This is a genomic window from Coriobacteriia bacterium (assembly GCA_030652115.1).
Classification (GTDB): Bacteria; Actinomycetota; Coriobacteriia; order Anaerosomatales; family Anaerosomataceae; genus UBA6100.
The window spans coordinates 69,106-84,851 of record JAUSBK010000003.1 but is presented as its reverse complement, the minus strand read 5'-3'; the positions used below and the strand labels follow the sequence as shown (position 1 = coordinate 84,851).

Here is a 15,746-nt window from a genome sequence, read left to right as displayed (position 1 = left end):
CGACTCACCCGGACCCTTTCACGCCGAGCGGAGTCCCGCAGCGCGAACACGCCCCGTCGCGAACCGCGCGCGCCGTGATCGTGTATCCCGTCCGCGCAATCGCGACCTCACCGCACTTCGGGCAGACGGTGTCCTCGCCGCCGGGCACCGAAACGTTGCCGAGGAAGACGAAGTGGAGACCGGACTCGAGACCGATACGCCGCGCCCGCTCGAGCGTCGCTACCGGCGTAGGCGACAGGTGATCGAGCTCGAGGTACGGGAAGAAGCGCGTGATGTGCCACGGCGTGTCCGGACCGAGCGTGTCCCGAATCCAGTGCGCGATGCCGGTCAGCGTCTCGTCGTCGTCGTTGAGCGTCGGGATCACGTTCGTGACGACCTCCACGTGCATCCCCCAGCGCGTCTGCGCCCGTTCGGCGGCCTCCAGCACCGGAGCGACCGACCGCACCTTGCACAGCTCGCGGTAGACCCCATCACTGAACCCCTTCACGTCCACGCGCCAGACGTCGATGTGCTCGCCGATGAGGTCGAGTCCGGCCGAGGTGATGTAGCCGTTGGTCACCATCACGGTGTACAGTCCGGCCTCCTTGCACGCGCGCGCGACATCGAGCACGTACTCGATCCAGATGACCGGCTCGTTGTAGGTGAACGCCACCCCTTCGCACCCGTGCTCGTCGGCCAGCGCCACCACTTCCCCGGCGGGCAGCCGGTCGAGTCGCGTCTCCTCGCCGGGACGCGCGCGGCTGATCTGCCAGTTCTGGCAGTGACCGCAGCGCATGGAGCAGCCGACGCTACCGATCGAGAGCGCACGCGTGCCGGGGCGGAAGTGGAAGACCGGCTTCTTCTCGATCGGATCGACCGCCACCGAGGACACGAGCCCGTAGGTGAGTGCCTGGAGGACGCCGCCGCGGTTCTCCCGGACGCCGCACGTCCCACGCGCGCCGTCGGCGATCCGACAGTCGTTCGGACACAGGAGACAGTGGACGCGGTCGCCGTCTGGTTCCCAGAGCAAGGCCTCGTGCATGATGACCTCCTAGCCGGGCGCCAGATGCACTCTGTCCTTCCCGGCGTTCATCGCCTCGTGCAGCGCAACGTCGGCTGCCTCGAGCAGCTCTTGTGCGTCGTTGAGTGCGGCGGAGGCGGCCGCGACGCCAAGCGAGGCGGTCACGCCCACATCACCTGTATACCCGCCCGTCTGTACGGTGAAGGCACCCTCTCCGATCGACGCCCGCAGCTTCTCGGCCACGGCAAAGGCGGCCGTCTTGCCAATCCCCGGCAGGATGACCGCGAACTGGTCGCCGACCCAGCGTGCCGGGAAGTCGGTCGCGCGCAGCGATCCGGCGATCCGCTCGGCTATCGCGGCGAGGACCGCATCGCCGCCCTCGCGCGTGAGCAACTCGTTCACTGCCGCGAATCCGTCGATGTCGATCAACACGACGGCGAGCGGCGAGCTGTAGCGAATGTGCCGTGCAAGCTCCACGTCGAGCCGGTCGGAGAATGCTCGCCGGTTCCACAGACCAGTGCCCGGATCGAGCGTCTGTGCCGCCTCGAGGGCGGTGCGGTTCTCGTCGAGCGCAGTGCCCTGCTCCTCGTAAAGCGCACGCTGGAGCGGCAGGCACAGATCCCAGGAAGACTCGGCGTTGAAGATCGCTGCGGCGTGTTCCACGCAGCTACCCCAGCCGCAGGCGCCGCAGTCCGGTGCCGTCTCGCGCGTGAGGCGGCCTGCCGCCAGGATCTCATCGACCTGCTCCTCGGACGGCCGGTGTACCGCTATTGGAGCAGCCGCGAACGAGCGGACGGTCTCCACCGACGGCAGTACGCCGAGGATCGCTCGCGTGCTCACCCGTGTTGTCCCCGGGTGCTGCCGTGCGCCTGTCTCGATGTTGCGCTTCGCGAATACCGACAGGCCCGGGTTCACCGCGGGGCCGTCGATGCAGCCCTCGCAGTTGAGAGCGTCGATGATCGTCGGGCCCACCTCGCCTGCCGTGAGCGCGCGGAGCAGACGGCCCAGTTCGTCGAGGCCCCGCACGATGTGCACGGTCGAATCGGTAAGGTCCCGTGAGACGAGCGTCTGGCGTGGAAAGCCGTCGGTGAGTGAGATCTCCTTGAGGACGTTCGGGCGGCTGGCCAGCGTAGCCTGATGTCCCGACACGTCGTTGTCGCTCGTGGACTCGATGAGCCGCTTCAGCTCGAGGAAGTCGATGACGGCATCGATTGCGCCGACGAACTCGGGATCCCGGAACTCGTCTTTGCGGGCGAAACACGGGCTCACGTACACGATTGCGGTATCGGGGTCGTAGAGCGCGCGAATGAGCCGGGCCTGAGCGATGTACGGCGGGACGATGGGCGCCAGGGCAGGCACGAGGCCGGGGTAGAACTTGCGGACGAAGTCGACCACGACCGGACAGGTCGAGCGCATGCTGATGAGCATGTCGTCGCGATGGTGGAGCTGCTCGTACGCCTCGGCGACGATCTCCTCGCCGAGAAGGGTCGTCTCGACCGCCCGGAAGCCGAGCATCTCAAGCGCGCGTTCCACCTGCGCGACGGCCATGGGGTGAAGCGCAGCGATGAACTCGCTCGCAAGCAGTGCAACCACCGGTCGCCGCGAGCGAAGCAGCTCGGCAACGAGCGGCGTGTCGTCCCTCACGATGTGACCGCCGCGCCCACACTCGGTCACGCACAGCCCACAGGCGACGCACTTCTCGTGTACGACCTCGGAGCAGCCGCTGATCACGCGGATCGCGTTCACCGGGCACACGCGAACGCACCCCCAGCACTCGTTGCACGAGTCCTTGAGGTGATCGATCAGCGGCGCGGTCTCCAAAGCGGTCTGCTTCACGACGCTCCCCATCTCACGTTCTGTCCGATAGCATGCGTCCAGCGCCGAGCCGCTTCAAGACGCCGAGTAGCGGAAGGCCCAGCCCGTACACAACGGCGGCCTGACCCACACCTACGCTGATGACGCCGAAGAGGTACATGCTCCACCACGCACCCGATGCATTGATGCCGAGTGCCCGGATGCTGTAGAAGTCCAGACCGGCTGCGCCTCCCAGCATGATCGGCAGGTAGGCGGGCACGATGAGCGCGTTTGCGACTACCGGCCCCGCAAGCGCAAGCACGGGCCGCTCGCGGTGACGCCAGGTCCACCACGCACCGATCAGCGTGGCCGATGCGCCGAACACGACGTCGAACAGGCCGAGCACACCGAACTGCGAGAGCATGAAGGCGTTGGCCACCAGCGCACCGATCCACAGACCGGGGATCGCCGCCGACGTGAAGCAGGCTACGACCGTCAACGCTTCGGACAGGCGGAACTGCACGGGTCCGTATCCGAACGGGCTTTGTATCACGAGGAGGGTCAGCGCGGCGTACACCGCCGCGATGACGCCCGCGTGTGCGATGGTGCGCGTCTTCATGCTCACACGATCCTGGTTCTCTGCCTCGGCAGCGAGACCTCGAACGTGGTGCCCTTTCCTACGATGCTGCGAACGACGATGGTACCGCCACTGGCGTCCACGATGTGCTTTGCGATGGCGAGCCCCAGGCCGAAGCCACCCGTATCCTTGGAGCGCGAGAGGTCGCTGCGGTAGAAGCGATCGAAAACGTTTGCCAGGTCCTCGGCGGGTATGCCCAGACCCGTGTCGGCCACGTCCATGACCACGCGATCTCGATGCCGTCTCGTGGTCACGGACACGCGGCCCCCATCAGGAGTGTACTTGCAGGCGTTGTCCACGAGTATCCCGAGCGCCTCCTCGATCCGGTCCGGGTCGCCGTAGAGCCACAACGGACCTTCCTCGGGACCGCGGAAGTCGAACTGCTTGTCCATGTAGCGGGTCGCCGCGTTGGCAAGAACCTCGCGCGCGACCGCGTTCACGTCGTAGCGGATCTGGCGGTACTCCACGACCTCCTCATTGCGGATCATGGAGAGCAGGTCGCTGCACAGGCGTGCCATCCGACGCGACTCGCGGTCGATGGCGCTCACTGCCTCCTCGCGCAGCGCCGGGTCCTCGGCACCCCAGGCGCGCAGGATGTTCACGTACCCCCGGATGCCGGCAACCGGCGTTGCCAGCTCATGAGAAGCGTCCGCGATGAAGCGGGACTGCGCCTCGTTGCGACGGCGCAGGCTCACGATCAGGCGATTCAGGGACCGGGCCAGCTCGGCTACCTCGTTCTCGCCTTCCTCGGGCAGCTGGACGTCAAGTTGCCCGACGTCGATCGAGTCGGCAGTCCGCCTCAAGTCATCGACGAGCGACAACGTCCAGCGTGTGGTCAGGTTCGATACGAACAAAGCGATGGCGAGCGACAGCAGAACCACGAGGAGCATCGGCAGCCGCGTGGTATCGAGCATCGTCTCTTCGGCCAAAGGCGAGTACTCGACCTGAAGCACCGCCCGATCGATCCCGGGGATGTCGACCGGCACGTAGGCGACATGCTGGCCGAGGTCGGCGCTGAGCAGCATGCCGGCCACGAGCGGACGATCGCGCAGCACGGTGTTCACGACCTCGCCGGTCTCAACCGCCTCCAGCCGGTCGGCTGCGGAGCCTCCGGCTGCAGCCGTCCCCGCAGACCAGGCCTCAACGGGCCCGGAGTCGGGACCGACCCACACATGGAGGGAGATCGTGGCCTCCCGGGCTATACCCGCCGTGATCGTGTCGGGGACGTCGGCAGTGATCGTGCGAGCCACGTAGGCATGGGTCTCGATGTCGCTCAGGCCTCGACGATCCGCCTCGAACAGGCTGGCGTCAACGGCGCTGTCAAGCAGCAGCCGGCCTGAAAGCGACAGGCGATCCGACGCCTCTTGCGCGGCCGCAGAAGCACCGGTTGCGACCACGAAATAGGTCGTGACGGTGACGCCGCCCACGAGCAGAACGGCAAAGAGGGAGGAGAGCACGGCGACGCGTGCCCGTATCGTCTTGAACCGCACGCGGATCCTAGCCCCTCGCGAAGAAGTACCCGACCCCACGGATGGTCTGGATGACGCGATTCTCGCGGTCACCGATCTTGTTGCGGATGTGACACACGAAGACCTCGATCACGTTCGAATCAGTCGTGTGCTGCGTGCCCCACACCGCACCCAGGATCTCGTCGCGGGAGATGACCCGCCCCGCATTGGAGACGAGATAGGCAAGCAGGTCGAACTCCTTGGCCGTGAGGTCGAGCGCGTCGCCGCCAAGCGTGGCGAGCCGTCGCTCCGGATCGATCCTGATGCCGGAAGCCTCAAGCGGCGACTGAACGGGCGGCCCTGAGGAACGCTTCAACAGCGCGCGGATGCGCGAGAGAAGCTCGGGAATCTCAAAGGGCTTGCGAAGGTAGTCGTCGGCACCCGCGTCGAAGCCCGACACCACGTCCTGCGTCTCGGCGCGCGCAGTGAGCATGAGGATCGGAACGTGCGAGCCCTTCTTGCGAATGTGCCGCGCGACGTCGATGCCGTCGATGCCCGGCAACATCAGGTCGAGCAGCACCAAGTCCACATCGTTGTTCTCGAGAAGATCGATCGCGCTCGGTCCCTCGCCAGCCCTCAGCACGCCGAAACCGGCGTGCTCGAGTTCAAGCTCGACGAAACGAGCGATCGTCGCGTCGTCCTCGACGATGAGGATGGTCTGCTCAGCCATAGCCGCGCTCCCCTCAGCAGGTGGGACTCCGCCGTGTCCTACCGGCGGTCAGTGCACCTGCGACAATATTAACGCCGAAGCAGCGACTCGGCTATCTGAACCGCATTAAGGGCGGCGCCCTTGCGCAGTTGGTCGGCGACGATCCACAGCTGCAGACCGTTCGGCACGCTGCTGTCGGCACGCAGACGCCCCACGTAGCAGTCGTCAGTGCCCTCGAGCAGGCCCGGCATCGGGTACGCCTTGGCGGCCGGATCGTCCATGAGCGTCACGCCGGGAGCGGCAGCCAAGGCCGCACGCGCCGCTTCGACCGGCACCGGGGCGGTGAACTCGACGTTCACGGCCTCCGAGTGGCAGCGGAGCACCGGCACGCGCACGCACGTAGCCGCGACCGCAAGATCGGGCACGCCGAGTATCTTCTGCGTCTCGACGACCATCTTCCACTCTTCTTTGGTGGAGCCGTCCTCGAGGAAGACGTCGATCTGCGGTATGCAGTTGAATGCGATCCGATGAGCAAACGCCTCCGACACCAACGCGCGACCGTCCAGGAAGTCCCCCGTCTGGGCGTACAGCTCGTCCATCGCGGCCTGGCCCGCCCCGGACGCCGCCTGATACGTGGATACCACCACGCGCGAGATGGGCGCGAGCGAGCGCAGCACGTCGAGGACGACCACCATCTGGATGGTCGAACAGTTCGGGTTCGCGATCACGCCGCTGTGCCACGCGAGGTGCTCGGGATTGACCTCGGGCACCACCAATGGCACGTCATCATCCATGCGAAATGCCGAGGAGTTGTCGATCATCACGCACCCCGCGCGCGTGACCGCATCGCGGAACTGCCTCGAGATGACGGCGCCCGCACTGAACAGCGCGATGTCCACGCCCTCGAAGCTCTTCTCGGTCATCTCCTCGACGACAAGTTCGCCGCCGCCGAAGGGCACCGTCTTGCCTGCCGAGCGCGCAGAGGCAAGCGCCACGACACGTGACGCGGGGAACCGACGCTGCTCGAGAACGGTGAGCATCTCGCGTCCGACGGCCCCGGTGGCTCCCGCGACCGCGACGACCGGCGCTTCAGGCATGACTCGATCCCAACCCATGGCTACTCCCCGTCCCCGCACGCCGGAACCGTCTCGACAGTGACGCTTCCTTCGGACAGACCGAAACTCCGGTGCAGCGCGCGCACCGCGTTCTCAACCTGAGATGCCTCGACCACGCAGGTGACGCGGATCGTCGAGGTCGCGATGAGGTCGATGTTGACCCCCGCATCCGACAGGGCCCGAAACATCTGGGCGGCAACGCCGGGGTGGGTCTTCATCCCCGCGCCCACGAGCGACACCTTCGCGATCGACTCGTCCACGAGCCACTCGCGTGCACCGAGTTCGGCGACGACCGCATCGGCGGCCCGCCGGGCACGGACAAGATCGGCCTTCGGTGTCGTGAACGAGATGTCGGTCGTGCCGGCCTCGGACACGTTCTGGATGATCATGTCCACGTTCACGTTCGCCTCGGCCATGCGCGTGAACACGGCCGCGGCCACGCCGGGTCGGTCCGGAAGGTCGCGAATGGTCACTTTCGCCTCGGAGGTGTCGTGTGTGACACCGGAGATGATGGCCTGCTCCATCGATGCGTCAGCCTCCTTGACGATCGTACCGGGCACTCCTGTGAAGCTCGAGCGGCAGTGGATGACCACACCGTGATTGCGGGCGAACTCGACCGAGCGCAGATTCAGCACGCCGGCTCCGCTCGCGGCAAGCTCGAGCATCTCCTCGTAGCTGATGACGTCGATCTTGCGCGCGTCCGGAACGACCCGGGGGTCGGCCGTATACACCCCGTCGACGTCGGTGTAGATCTCGCAGACATCCGCGCCGATGCCGGCGGCCACCGCAACGGCGGTGGTGTCGGATCCGCCGCGGCCAAGCGTTGTGATGTGCCCGTCAGCGGTCATCCCCTGGAAGCCCGCCACGATGACGACCCGTCCTTCGGCAAGTGCGGCGCGAACGCGATCGGCGCGCACCTCGAGGATCTTGGCCTTGGTGTGACCGTGGTCGGTGACGATGCCCACCTGCGGTCCGGTGAATGAGATCGCCTCATGGCCGAGTGCGTGGATCGCCATCGCAAGGAGCGCGATCGAGACCTGTTCCCCGGTGGCGAGCAGCATGTCCATCTCACGTTCAGGCGGCTCGGGGTTGATCTGGGCCGCCAGCGAGACGAGGTCGTCGGTCACGTCGCCCATCGCCGAGACCACCGCGACCAGACCGTTGCCAGCCTCCTTGGCCGCAACGATGCGCTCCGCCACCGCGCGGATGCGCTCGGGCGTACCCACCGAGGTTCCCCCGTACTTCTGCACGATGACGGCCATCTGACTACCCCTCGTCACAAAGCGCGGCGCCACGATGTGGCGCGCGACAGTGGGAGATAGTGTACCAGCAAACGCGCGCGGTACCGACGACGCGTCAGGAAGACGGAGTGAAGCCGAGTTGCTCGGCGTGAGAGCGCATGCGCTCGGGCAGGCTCTCAAGCGCCTCGGCGAGAAAATGGTCCGCAAGACCCGTGCCCGAGACATCCTCGATGCACTGCCCGATGATCTGCAGCGCGCGCGCCAGGTGCGTGGCGATGCCCTCGTCATCGAGAGCCTCATCGAGCTGCATGAGACGCCCCGCCTGCAGCACGAGCGGCACGCCCTCGTCGCGCAGGCGATCGTTCACCGAACGCTCCAGGTTGTTCGCCAGGCGTGGGCCGCCGAGCCGACGGAAGCAGGAGAACATCCCGTCACCCACTGCGATGTAGACTGCCTGCGCCTCATCGGGACCGATCTCATCATCGGCATCACTCGGCTGCAGAACCTCGATCTCGTCATGCTCCAGCACGTCGATGAACGCGTCAACGATACGCGGGTCGAACTGGCTGCCCGAGCAGCGACGGAGTTCGAGCATCGCTTCTTGCTGCGAGCGTCCACGCCGGTACGGGCGATCGGCCACCATCGCCTCGAAGGAGTCCGCGACCGTGAGAACGCGTGCCAGGATCGGGATCTCCTCGGACTTGAGGCCGGCAGGATACCCGTGGCCGTCGTAGTGCTCGTGATGGTGCCGCACGATCGGAGCGATGGGCCACGGGAAAGCGACGGGCTTGAGGATGTTAGCGCCGATGAGCGGGTGGTGCCGCATCTGGCTCATCTCGGCATCGGTGAGCTTGCCGGGCTTCAGCAGGATGTCCTCGCTGATACCGATCTTGCCGATGTCATGCAGGTACGCCGCCATTTCGAGCGCGATCATCTGCTCGGGAGAGAACCTGAGAGCATCCCCGATACGCAGCGCGTACGTGGCCACACCGTCGCTGTGACCGCGCGTATACGGGTCCTTGGCGTCCACCGCCGCAGCAAGCGCACGGACGGTTGCGAGGTAGGCCTCCTGCACGTTCAAGAAGAGCGAGATGTTACCGACGGCGATCGTCACGTGGTTTGCGATCGTGGCGAGCAGTCGCACATCATCGCTCGTGAAGCGCTGATCGGCGTTGCGGCTACCGACGGTGATCGCCCCGATGGTGCCGTCAGGCGAAGGCAGTGGCACGCACAGAGCGGCGAGGGCACCCGAGAAGCTGTCGCCTCGCCCACCCTCTCCGGACTCGTCTCGCCCCGACTGCGGGTTGAAGATGAGGGGCCTACCCTCGCGAATGACCCACTCGGACATGGAGTTGCGCACCGTTGCGTCATCGGCCCGCGAGAGGTCGGTCCCTTTCCACGCCCGGACAGCCAGTGCGCCCGTGTCGCGATCGAGCATCGTCACGTACCCGATCTCAACGTCGAAGATCCGCAGTGCCGAGTCGAGCACCGAGTCGAGAAGCGTCTCAAGCTCGAGGGTCGCGCCGAGCGACCGGCTCATCTCGTAGAGAGTCGCGAGTTCGAGGACCTTCTTGGTGAGCGTTTCACTGCGGTCGCGCAGCGAGTCGGTCATGCGGTTGAAGTTCTCCGCCAGCTCGCTGACCTCGTTGATACCGGCGATCTCGGCCTTCACCGAGAAGTCCCCCTCGGCAACGTGCGCGGCGTTTGCGGAGAGCTTGGCCAGCGGCGCCGAGATGCTTCGTGCCACCCACACTCCCAGTCCGAAGAGGATGGCGACGGCGACCACCGACCACATGACGATCAGGGTCGTGGTTGTCGAACCGGCTCGCTCAGTCACGCCGGTTCCGACCGTTGTCACCAGGTAGGCGGTGCTGTCGGTGGGATCGGTGCTGAACATCACCTTACGCGCGATCGTCCGATACTCCTCGCCCGCCGCCTCTAGGGGGTGGGGTTCGGGCTCGCCGGACTTCGCATCGGCGACCGCGGCCTCGACTTCCGGCGAACGCGCCCCGATCACCAGCGCGAGCGCGTCGCTCAGCGTGGACGGAACCGCGCTCGCGACGAGTCGGCCCGATGAGTCGTAGAGCGCAAGGGCGGCGCCTGAGTCCTCGGCCAACGTCTCCAGGTAGTCGTCGTCGATGATGATCGAGAGAACGAGCGTGTGCGTCTGACCGTCGGGCCCCTTCACCGGCTCGAGAGCCGAGACGGTGTACCCGGTACCGACGCGCGCGAGGATGGGGTGGCTCATCAGCAGCGCCAGGTACGCGCGGTCCTTCGCTTCGAGCGGCTGGTCGCCCGGCATCACCTGCAGAACGCCGGTCGATGCGACGACTCGTCCGTCCTCGTCCAGGAGCATGAGGTTGTCCGCCTCGAGCGACTGATTGAGAAGCACGAGCTGGCCCGAGATCGCGGTGACGTCTTCCGACTTCGTGGCCGCCTCGAGCCCCGCATTCTCGGAGGCGAGCTTGGCCGACTGTACCGCGTCTGCGCCTCGCTCCTCGATCTGCGAGATCACAGCCACAGACGTCGCCCGCGCGGTGTCGTCGATCCAGCCGTTGATCACCCTGCCGATGAGCGAGACCGCAACGATGGTCGCGACGGTGCCGACGATCACGAGCACGGCCAGCAAGGGCAGCACGATCTGACTGTGCAGATGGCGGCCGAAAGCCGGCGGTCTCATCGGCTAATCACTCACTCCGCCGGAGAGAACCCGTTGGCGCTCAGAAGACCCCGGGCCTCCTCGGAGGTAGCCCACTCGAGAAACGCGAGGATGTCCGCGCTTGCATCGGGAGATGTGACCACGCCGAGCGGACGGACGACCGGATACGTCCCGCTCTCGACGTTCTCGACAGTGGCGTCCACGCCGTCCAGCGCAAGGTGCGTCACCGGGATGTCGCGCGAGATGCTGTAGCCGAGAGAGAAGTAGCCGATCGCACCGGCGGTGGACTGAACCCCGTCGATCATGTCCGACTCGTAGTACAGGCTCACCGACTGGGGCGCCATGACCAGGTCAGGACCGAGGACGTACTTACGCATGATGATCTTCGCCGACTCATCCTCATTGCGGTCGAGGATCGTGATGGGAAGGTCGGGACCGCCAAGCTCGCTCCAGTTCGAATACATGCCCGCGTAGACGTCCTTGACCTGCTGCGTTGTCAGCCCATCGATCGTCACCGAGGGGTGGACCGCGATCACGATGCCGTCGTTCGAAAGCGGCGTATACACGAGACCCAGCGCCGCCTCCTCATCGCTCAGTTCGCGCGACACGGCCCCGATCTCCAGCTCACCGTTCTCAACACCGGTGATCCCACCGCCCGAATGCAGGCCCGGAAGATAGCGCCACTCGACAGCTTCGGTCGGGTAGTTGTCCGTGAGGAGGCGAAGCAGCGGGATGCACGTGCCTGAGCCGGAAAGGCGCACTCGCTCGAGTTCGGGGGTCTCGTGAGCGGAGTCAGGCGTGGTGGTGCAGCCGAGTAGCGATAGCACGACGACCGAGGCCGTGACTACGAGAAGTACGCGATCGCGTCGCTGCATGCGTGTCAGCTCTCCGGCATCTGGAAGGCGAATCTTAATCATTCTATAGCATGAAGGGTGCCACAACACAGAAAGGCCCCGGCGTCACACGCCGGGGCCTTCGTGAGCACACCGTGCCTCGTGACGCTACTCCGTCACGCACCGCGCCATGAGCGAGTCCCACGCGCGATCGACGTCACTCTGGATCTCCGCAAGAAGCGCCTCGTTGCCAGGAGCGAACAGGTGCTTGAAGCGGCCCTGCGGCTTGAGGAACTCCGTGACCGGCTTGCGGTTCATCACCTTGACGGTCTGCCGGAAGACGCCGTTCTCGACCTCATACAGCGGCCAGAAGCCGGTCTGCACGGCCAGCTTGGCGCTCTCAACCGACTGGTTGGATGGGATTCGCCAGCCGCGCGGGCAGGGCGCGAAGACGTTGAGGAACGCAGGACCCTCCACGGCGAACGCTTTCTCAGCCTTCGAGGTGAGGTCCTTCCAGTGCGAGATCGACGCCTGGGCCGCATACGGGACGTTGTGCGCGGCGATGATCTGCGTCAGGTCCTTGCGACGTTGCAGCTTGCCCTGCTGTGCCGCGCCCACCTCGGCGGTGGTCGCCCAGGCACCCTTCGGAGTGGCCGAGGAGCGCTGGATACCCGTGTTCATGTACGCGCCGTTGTCGTAGCAGACGTAGACCATGTCGTGCCCGCGCTCCATCGCGCCGGAGAGCGACTGCAGGCCGATGTCGTACGTACCACCGTCGCCGCCGAACGCCACGAACTTCATCTTCTTGTCGGCCGGGATCTTGCCGGCACGCTGGAGTCCCTTGAAGGCCGCCTCCACGCCGGAGACGGTGGCCGCCGAGTTCTCGAACGCGTTGTGGATGAACGGGGTCTTCCACGACGAGTAAGGGTAGATCGTGGTGGACACTTCGAGGCAGCCGGTGGCGCAGCCCACAACGAGCGGATCTGTGCCCGCACCGAGCAGCACCTGCCGGACCGCGATCGATGCGCCGCAACCTGCGCAGAGGCGATGGCCGCCGGCGAGACGGTCTTCGCGATGGGTGAGTTCTTTGAGGTTCGCCATGCTTACGCCTCCTCTCGTGCGCCGAGGTAGACGAGCCCGGCGGGAGCCGCGGTACCCGCGGCGATGTCGGACAAGTCGCTGTACACCTTCTCCATGAGTTCGAGCTTCACGTCTGCACCGCCGAGTCCGTAGATGTAGCCGACCACGGGCACGCGGGTTTCGGCATCGTAGAGCGCGCTGCGCACCTCAAGGTAGAGCGGGCCGCCCTCGGCGCCGAAGGACTCGGCGCGGTCGAGCACCGCCACAGCCTTGAGTCCCTTGAGCACCGATGCGAGTTCGGCGTACGGGAACGGGCGCCACACGCGGATCTTCACGATGCCGACCTTCTGGCCCTTGGCACGCAGATCGCGAGCCACGTGGCGGGCGTTGCCGGCAGTGGAGCCGATCACGACGATCGCGGTCTCGGCGTCTTCCATGCCCCACGTCTCGACAACGTCGAAGGGACGACCGGAAAGCGCCGAATACTCCTCGCCCACGGACTTGATGACCGCGCGCGCATTCTCTATAGCCACGCGCTGCTGCTTCTTGAACTCGAAGTACGGGCCGCCGAGGCCAGCGAACGCGCCGTGCAGCACGGGGGCATCAGTATCGAGTAGAGCGTTCTTAGGCTTGTAGCTGCCCACGAAGCCCGCGACCGACTCGTCATCCATGACGGAGACGCGATCGATCGAGTGCGTCGTGATGAAGCCATCGAGGCAGGTCATAACGGGAAGCATCACGTCGGAATGCTCGGCCACGCGCACCGCCATGATGGTGTTGTCGTAGGCCTCCTGCGCGGTCTCGGCGAAGTAGGTCACCCAGCCGGAGTCGCGGGCGCCCATGATGTCGCTGTGGTCGCAGTGGATGTTGATCGGCGCGGAGATCGCGCGGTTGGCGTTGGCCATCACGATGGGCAGGCGCATGCCGGAGGCGATGTGCAACTCCTCCCACATGAGCGCGAGGCCCTGCGAGGACGTGGCGGTCATCACACGAGCGCCGGCTGCCGAGGCGCCCACGCAGGCGCTCATCGCCGAGTGCTCGGACTCCACGGTGACGTACTCGGTGTGGACGCGGCCCTTGGCCACGAATCCGGCAAACTCCTCCACGATGGTCGTCTGAGGGGTGATCGGGTAGGCGGCCATCACGTCGGGAGCGCACTGGCGCATGGCTTCGGCGACAACGCTGTTGCCGGTGGCGGCGAGTGTCTTGTGCGTAGGCATCTACTTCACCTCCGGCAGGTCGCAGCCTTCAGGAACCATATCGATCGCGTCGACCGGGCAGACCTGCGCACAGATGCCGCAGCCCTTGCAGTGCTCGAGATCGAAGGTGGTGACCTTCTCGTCGGCCACACGGATCGAGCTGTCGGGGCAGACGATCCAGCACAGCAGGCACTGCGTGCACTTCTCGTCATTACGCCACGGACGCTCGGAGCGCCAACCGCCCGTCACGTAGTCATCGCTGTTGCCGGCCTCGGGGATCACTGCCCCGGGCGGGAACTGCTTGTAGGTCCAGGAGCCCATCTGGGAGATGTCCCACTTCACGCTACGGTCACCTCCTCGAACGCACGATCGACCGATGCCCAGTTGGCGTCGATCATCTCCTGACCGAACTTCTTGCCGAGGTTCTTCGCGAGCAAACCCTTGAACGAGTCCAGATCCACCACGCTGGTGAGCTTGATGAGCGCACCCACCATGGGGGTGTTGGGGATGTCGCGCTTGATGGTGTCGAGCGCGATGCCCGAGGCATCCACGCACGCCACGCGGGCACTTGCCGGCACGCGAAGCGCTGCGCGGACCTGCGCCGGCGGCGTGCATGTGTTCACGATGATGACACCGTCGTCGGTGAGACCCTCGGCCACATCGACGATCTCGAGCAGCGAGTCGTCGAGGACGATCACGATGTCGGGGTTCTCGATGTTGCAGTGGATCTCGATGGGTTCCGACGCGATGCGGGTGAACGCCTTGATGGGCGCCCCCATCCGCTCGGGACCGTACTCGGGCATCGCCTGCATGTACTGATCGGCGGCGAGCGCCGTCTCCGCAACGACCTTGGCGGCCGTGACAGCGCCCTGGCCGGCGCGCGCGTGCCAACGAATCTCCGTCAGCTGTGGCATGGACCTCCCCCTTCCTTCGTCGATCCGGCCGAAGCCGGGTTTCTGAGCCGGTGAGTGTGAATCGTGAGGAAGTGCGGCTGAGTCTAACCAGGATACGTGCGTGACCGCGGTTAGCGGCTGCTTTCGCACTGCGAGCGGCTCGACGCAATCGGTGAACGGTGGACAAAATCTTCCAACTACCGCATCTCGTGCCGGGCCTCGAGGGCGCGGCCGAGCGTCACCTCGTCCGCGTATTCGAGGTCACCGCCCACCGGAAGGCCCGAAGCGATGCGCGTGACGCGTATGCCGAGCGGCTTTACGAGACGCGCGATGTAGAGTGCGGTCGTCTCGCCCTCGATGTCCGGGTCGGTTGCGAGAATGACTTCGGCGATCTGCTCGCGTCCCAGCCGATCGATGAGCTCCCGCACGCGCAGCTGCTCGGGACCGATGCCGTCGATGGGCGATATGGCTCCCTGCAACACGTGGTACGTGCCGCGGAACTCGCCCGTTCGCTCGACGGCCACCACATCGCGCGGCTCCTCCACGACGCAGATGATGGTCTCATCTCGCGCAGGGTCCGCGCAGATGTCGCACCGGTCGCTCTCCGCGAAGTTGAAGCAGCGCTCGCAGAAGCGTATCGAGCGCTTGACCTCGACGATGGCATCGGCCAGTCGATCCGCCGCCTCGGTATCGCCGCGAAGGATGTGGTACGCGAGACGCTGCGCCGACTTCGGGCCGATGCCGGGAAGGCGTTCGAGCTCTTCAAGAAGTCGTGCGATCGGCGGAGCGTAGAACGCCATGGCTAGAAGAGCCCCCCGGGCAGCCCGAGACCACCGGTGACCGCCTGCATCTTGCGAGCGGCGAGGTCCTGCGCCTGGCGGACCGCCTCGTTCACAGCCGCGGCCACCATGTCTTCAAGCATGCCGATGTCCTCGGCGTCGATTGCGTCGGGGTCGATGGTCACAGACTCGATCTGAAGCTCGCCGGTCATGACCACCTTCACCGCGCCGCCACCCACCGACGCCTCCACGCGCTCGTCCTTGAGCTCCTCCTGTGCGCGCAGCATGTCCGCCTGCATCTTCTGCGCCTGCTTCATCATCGCCTGCATGTTCTGCTTCATGCCCGCTCCGTCCTCGGT

The 15,746-nt window shown here is 65.9% G+C and carries 15 protein-coding genes; all 15 read right to left on the bottom strand.

Going from position 1 to position 15,746, the window contains the following annotated elements; all coding sequences use genetic code 11:
* Window positions 1–4: 4 nt before the first annotated feature.
* The 15 genes from amrS to Q7W51_03150 all read right to left on the bottom strand — a co-directional run bounded on the left by amrS (window position 5) and on the right by Q7W51_03150 (window position 15,728).
* The gene (gene amrS / locus Q7W51_03220; protein ID MDO8847385.1) at window positions 5–1,021 is read right to left on the bottom strand and encodes an AmmeMemoRadiSam system radical SAM enzyme; all 1,017 of its coding nucleotides are present in this window, start codon (window positions 1,019–1,021) and stop codon (window positions 5–7) included.
* A gap of 9 nt (window positions 1,022–1,030) precedes the next feature.
* The gene (locus Q7W51_03215) at window positions 1,031–2,848 is read right to left on the bottom strand and encodes a diguanylate cyclase (GenBank protein ID MDO8847384.1); all 1,818 of its coding nucleotides are present in this window, start codon (window positions 2,846–2,848) and stop codon (window positions 1,031–1,033) included.
* 1 nt (window position 2,849) lies between these two features.
* Window positions 2,850–3,413: a QueT transporter family protein gene (locus Q7W51_03210; protein MDO8847383.1), complete on the bottom strand. Its 564-nt coding sequence runs from the start codon at window positions 3,411–3,413 to the stop codon at window positions 2,850–2,852.
* 2 nt (window positions 3,414–3,415) lie between these two features.
* Complete coding sequence (locus Q7W51_03205) at window positions 3,416–4,921, bottom strand: ATP-binding protein (protein ID MDO8847382.1); 1,506 nt, start codon at window positions 4,919–4,921, stop codon at window positions 3,416–3,418.
* A 7-nt stretch (window positions 4,922–4,928) separates the two neighbouring features.
* The gene (locus Q7W51_03200) at window positions 4,929–5,609 is read right to left on the bottom strand and encodes a response regulator transcription factor (protein MDO8847381.1); all 681 of its coding nucleotides are present in this window, start codon (window positions 5,607–5,609) and stop codon (window positions 4,929–4,931) included.
* Between the two features lie 68 nt (window positions 5,610–5,677).
* Window positions 5,678–6,703, bottom strand: coding sequence for an aspartate-semialdehyde dehydrogenase (locus tag Q7W51_03195; GenBank protein MDO8847380.1), 1,026 nt, complete (start codon window positions 6,701–6,703; stop codon window positions 5,678–5,680).
* A gap of 2 nt (window positions 6,704–6,705) precedes the next feature.
* Window positions 6,706–7,965, bottom strand: a complete 1,260-nt coding sequence (locus tag Q7W51_03190) for an aspartate kinase (protein MDO8847379.1) — start codon at window positions 7,963–7,965, stop codon at window positions 6,706–6,708.
* 94 nt (window positions 7,966–8,059) lie between these two features.
* Window positions 8,060–10,624 carry an HD domain-containing protein gene (locus Q7W51_03185; protein ID MDO8847378.1) on the bottom strand — a complete coding sequence of 855 codons (2,565 nt, stop codon included), beginning with the start codon at window positions 10,622–10,624 and terminating at the stop codon, window positions 8,060–8,062.
* 11 nt (window positions 10,625–10,635) lie between these two features.
* On the bottom strand, window positions 10,636–11,478 hold the full coding sequence (locus Q7W51_03180; GenBank protein MDO8847377.1) for a substrate-binding domain-containing protein: 843 nt from the start codon (window positions 11,476–11,478) through the stop codon (window positions 10,636–10,638).
* A 126-nt stretch (window positions 11,479–11,604) separates the two neighbouring features.
* Entirely contained in the window at window positions 11,605–12,537 is a 933-nt protein-coding gene (locus Q7W51_03175) for a thiamine pyrophosphate-dependent enzyme (protein MDO8847376.1), read from the bottom strand.
* Window positions 12,538–12,539: 2 nt separating this feature from the next.
* Entirely contained in the window at window positions 12,540–13,736 is a 1,197-nt protein-coding gene (gene porA / locus Q7W51_03170; protein ID MDO8847375.1) for a pyruvate ferredoxin oxidoreductase, read from the bottom strand.
* Complete coding sequence (locus Q7W51_03165) at window positions 13,737–14,057, bottom strand: 4Fe-4S binding protein (GenBank protein ID MDO8847374.1); 321 nt, start codon at window positions 14,055–14,057, stop codon at window positions 13,737–13,739. It lies immediately after the preceding gene.
* The gene (locus tag Q7W51_03160) at window positions 14,054–14,629 is read right to left on the bottom strand and encodes a 2-oxoacid:acceptor oxidoreductase family protein (GenBank protein ID MDO8847373.1); all 576 of its coding nucleotides are present in this window, start codon (window positions 14,627–14,629) and stop codon (window positions 14,054–14,056) included. Before Q7W51_03160 ends, Q7W51_03165 begins: the two co-directional genes overlap by 4 nt.
* A gap of 176 nt (window positions 14,630–14,805) precedes the next feature.
* Window positions 14,806–15,408 carry a recombination mediator RecR gene (gene recR / locus Q7W51_03155; protein MDO8847372.1) on the bottom strand — a complete coding sequence of 201 codons (603 nt, stop codon included), beginning with the start codon at window positions 15,406–15,408 and terminating at the stop codon, window positions 14,806–14,808.
* Window positions 15,409–15,410: 2 nt separating this feature from the next.
* Window positions 15,411–15,728 carry a YbaB/EbfC family nucleoid-associated protein gene (locus tag Q7W51_03150; GenBank protein ID MDO8847371.1) on the bottom strand — a complete coding sequence of 106 codons (318 nt, stop codon included), beginning with the start codon at window positions 15,726–15,728 and terminating at the stop codon, window positions 15,411–15,413.
* Between the last annotated feature and the right edge of the window lie 18 nt (window positions 15,729–15,746).

What these genes read in the sequence shown, in the direction of transcription:
- amrS (MDO8847385.1), bottom strand. Translation starts at nt 1,021, where the DNA reads ATGCACGAGGCCTTGCTCTGGGAACCAGACGGCGACCGCGTCCACTGT.
- Q7W51_03215 (MDO8847384.1), bottom strand. Translation starts at nt 2,848, where the DNA reads ATGGGGAGCGTCGTGAAGCAGACCGCTTTGGAGACCGCGCCGCTGATC.
- Q7W51_03210 (MDO8847383.1), bottom strand. Translation starts at nt 3,413, where the DNA reads ATGAAGACGCGCACCATCGCACACGCGGGCGTCATCGCGGCGGTGTAC.
- Q7W51_03200 (MDO8847381.1), bottom strand. Translation starts at nt 5,609, where the DNA reads ATGGCTGAGCAGACCATCCTCATCGTCGAGGACGACGCGACGATCGCT.
- Q7W51_03195 (MDO8847380.1), bottom strand. Translation starts at nt 6,703, where the DNA reads ATGGGTTGGGATCGAGTCATGCCTGAAGCGCCGGTCGTCGCGGTCGCG.
- Q7W51_03190 (MDO8847379.1), bottom strand. Translation starts at nt 7,965, where the DNA reads ATGGCCGTCATCGTGCAGAAGTACGGGGGAACCTCGGTGGGTACGCCC.
- Q7W51_03185 (MDO8847378.1), bottom strand. Translation starts at nt 10,624, where the DNA reads ATGAGACCGCCGGCTTTCGGCCGCCATCTGCACAGTCAGATCGTGCTG.
- Q7W51_03180 (MDO8847377.1), bottom strand. Translation starts at nt 11,478, where the DNA reads ATGCAGCGACGCGATCGCGTACTTCTCGTAGTCACGGCCTCGGTCGTC.
- Q7W51_03175 (MDO8847376.1), bottom strand. Translation starts at nt 12,537, where the DNA reads ATGGCGAACCTCAAAGAACTCACCCATCGCGAAGACCGTCTCGCCGGC.
- porA (MDO8847375.1), bottom strand. Translation starts at nt 13,736, where the DNA reads ATGCCTACGCACAAGACACTCGCCGCCACCGGCAACAGCGTTGTCGCC.
- Q7W51_03160 (MDO8847373.1), bottom strand. Translation starts at nt 14,629, where the DNA reads ATGCCACAGCTGACGGAGATTCGTTGGCACGCGCGCGCCGGCCAGGGC.
- recR (MDO8847372.1), bottom strand. Translation starts at nt 15,408, where the DNA reads ATGGCGTTCTACGCTCCGCCGATCGCACGACTTCTTGAAGAGCTCGAA.
- Q7W51_03150 (MDO8847371.1), bottom strand. Translation starts at nt 15,728, where the DNA reads ATGAAGCAGAACATGCAGGCGATGATGAAGCAGGCGCAGAAGATGCAG.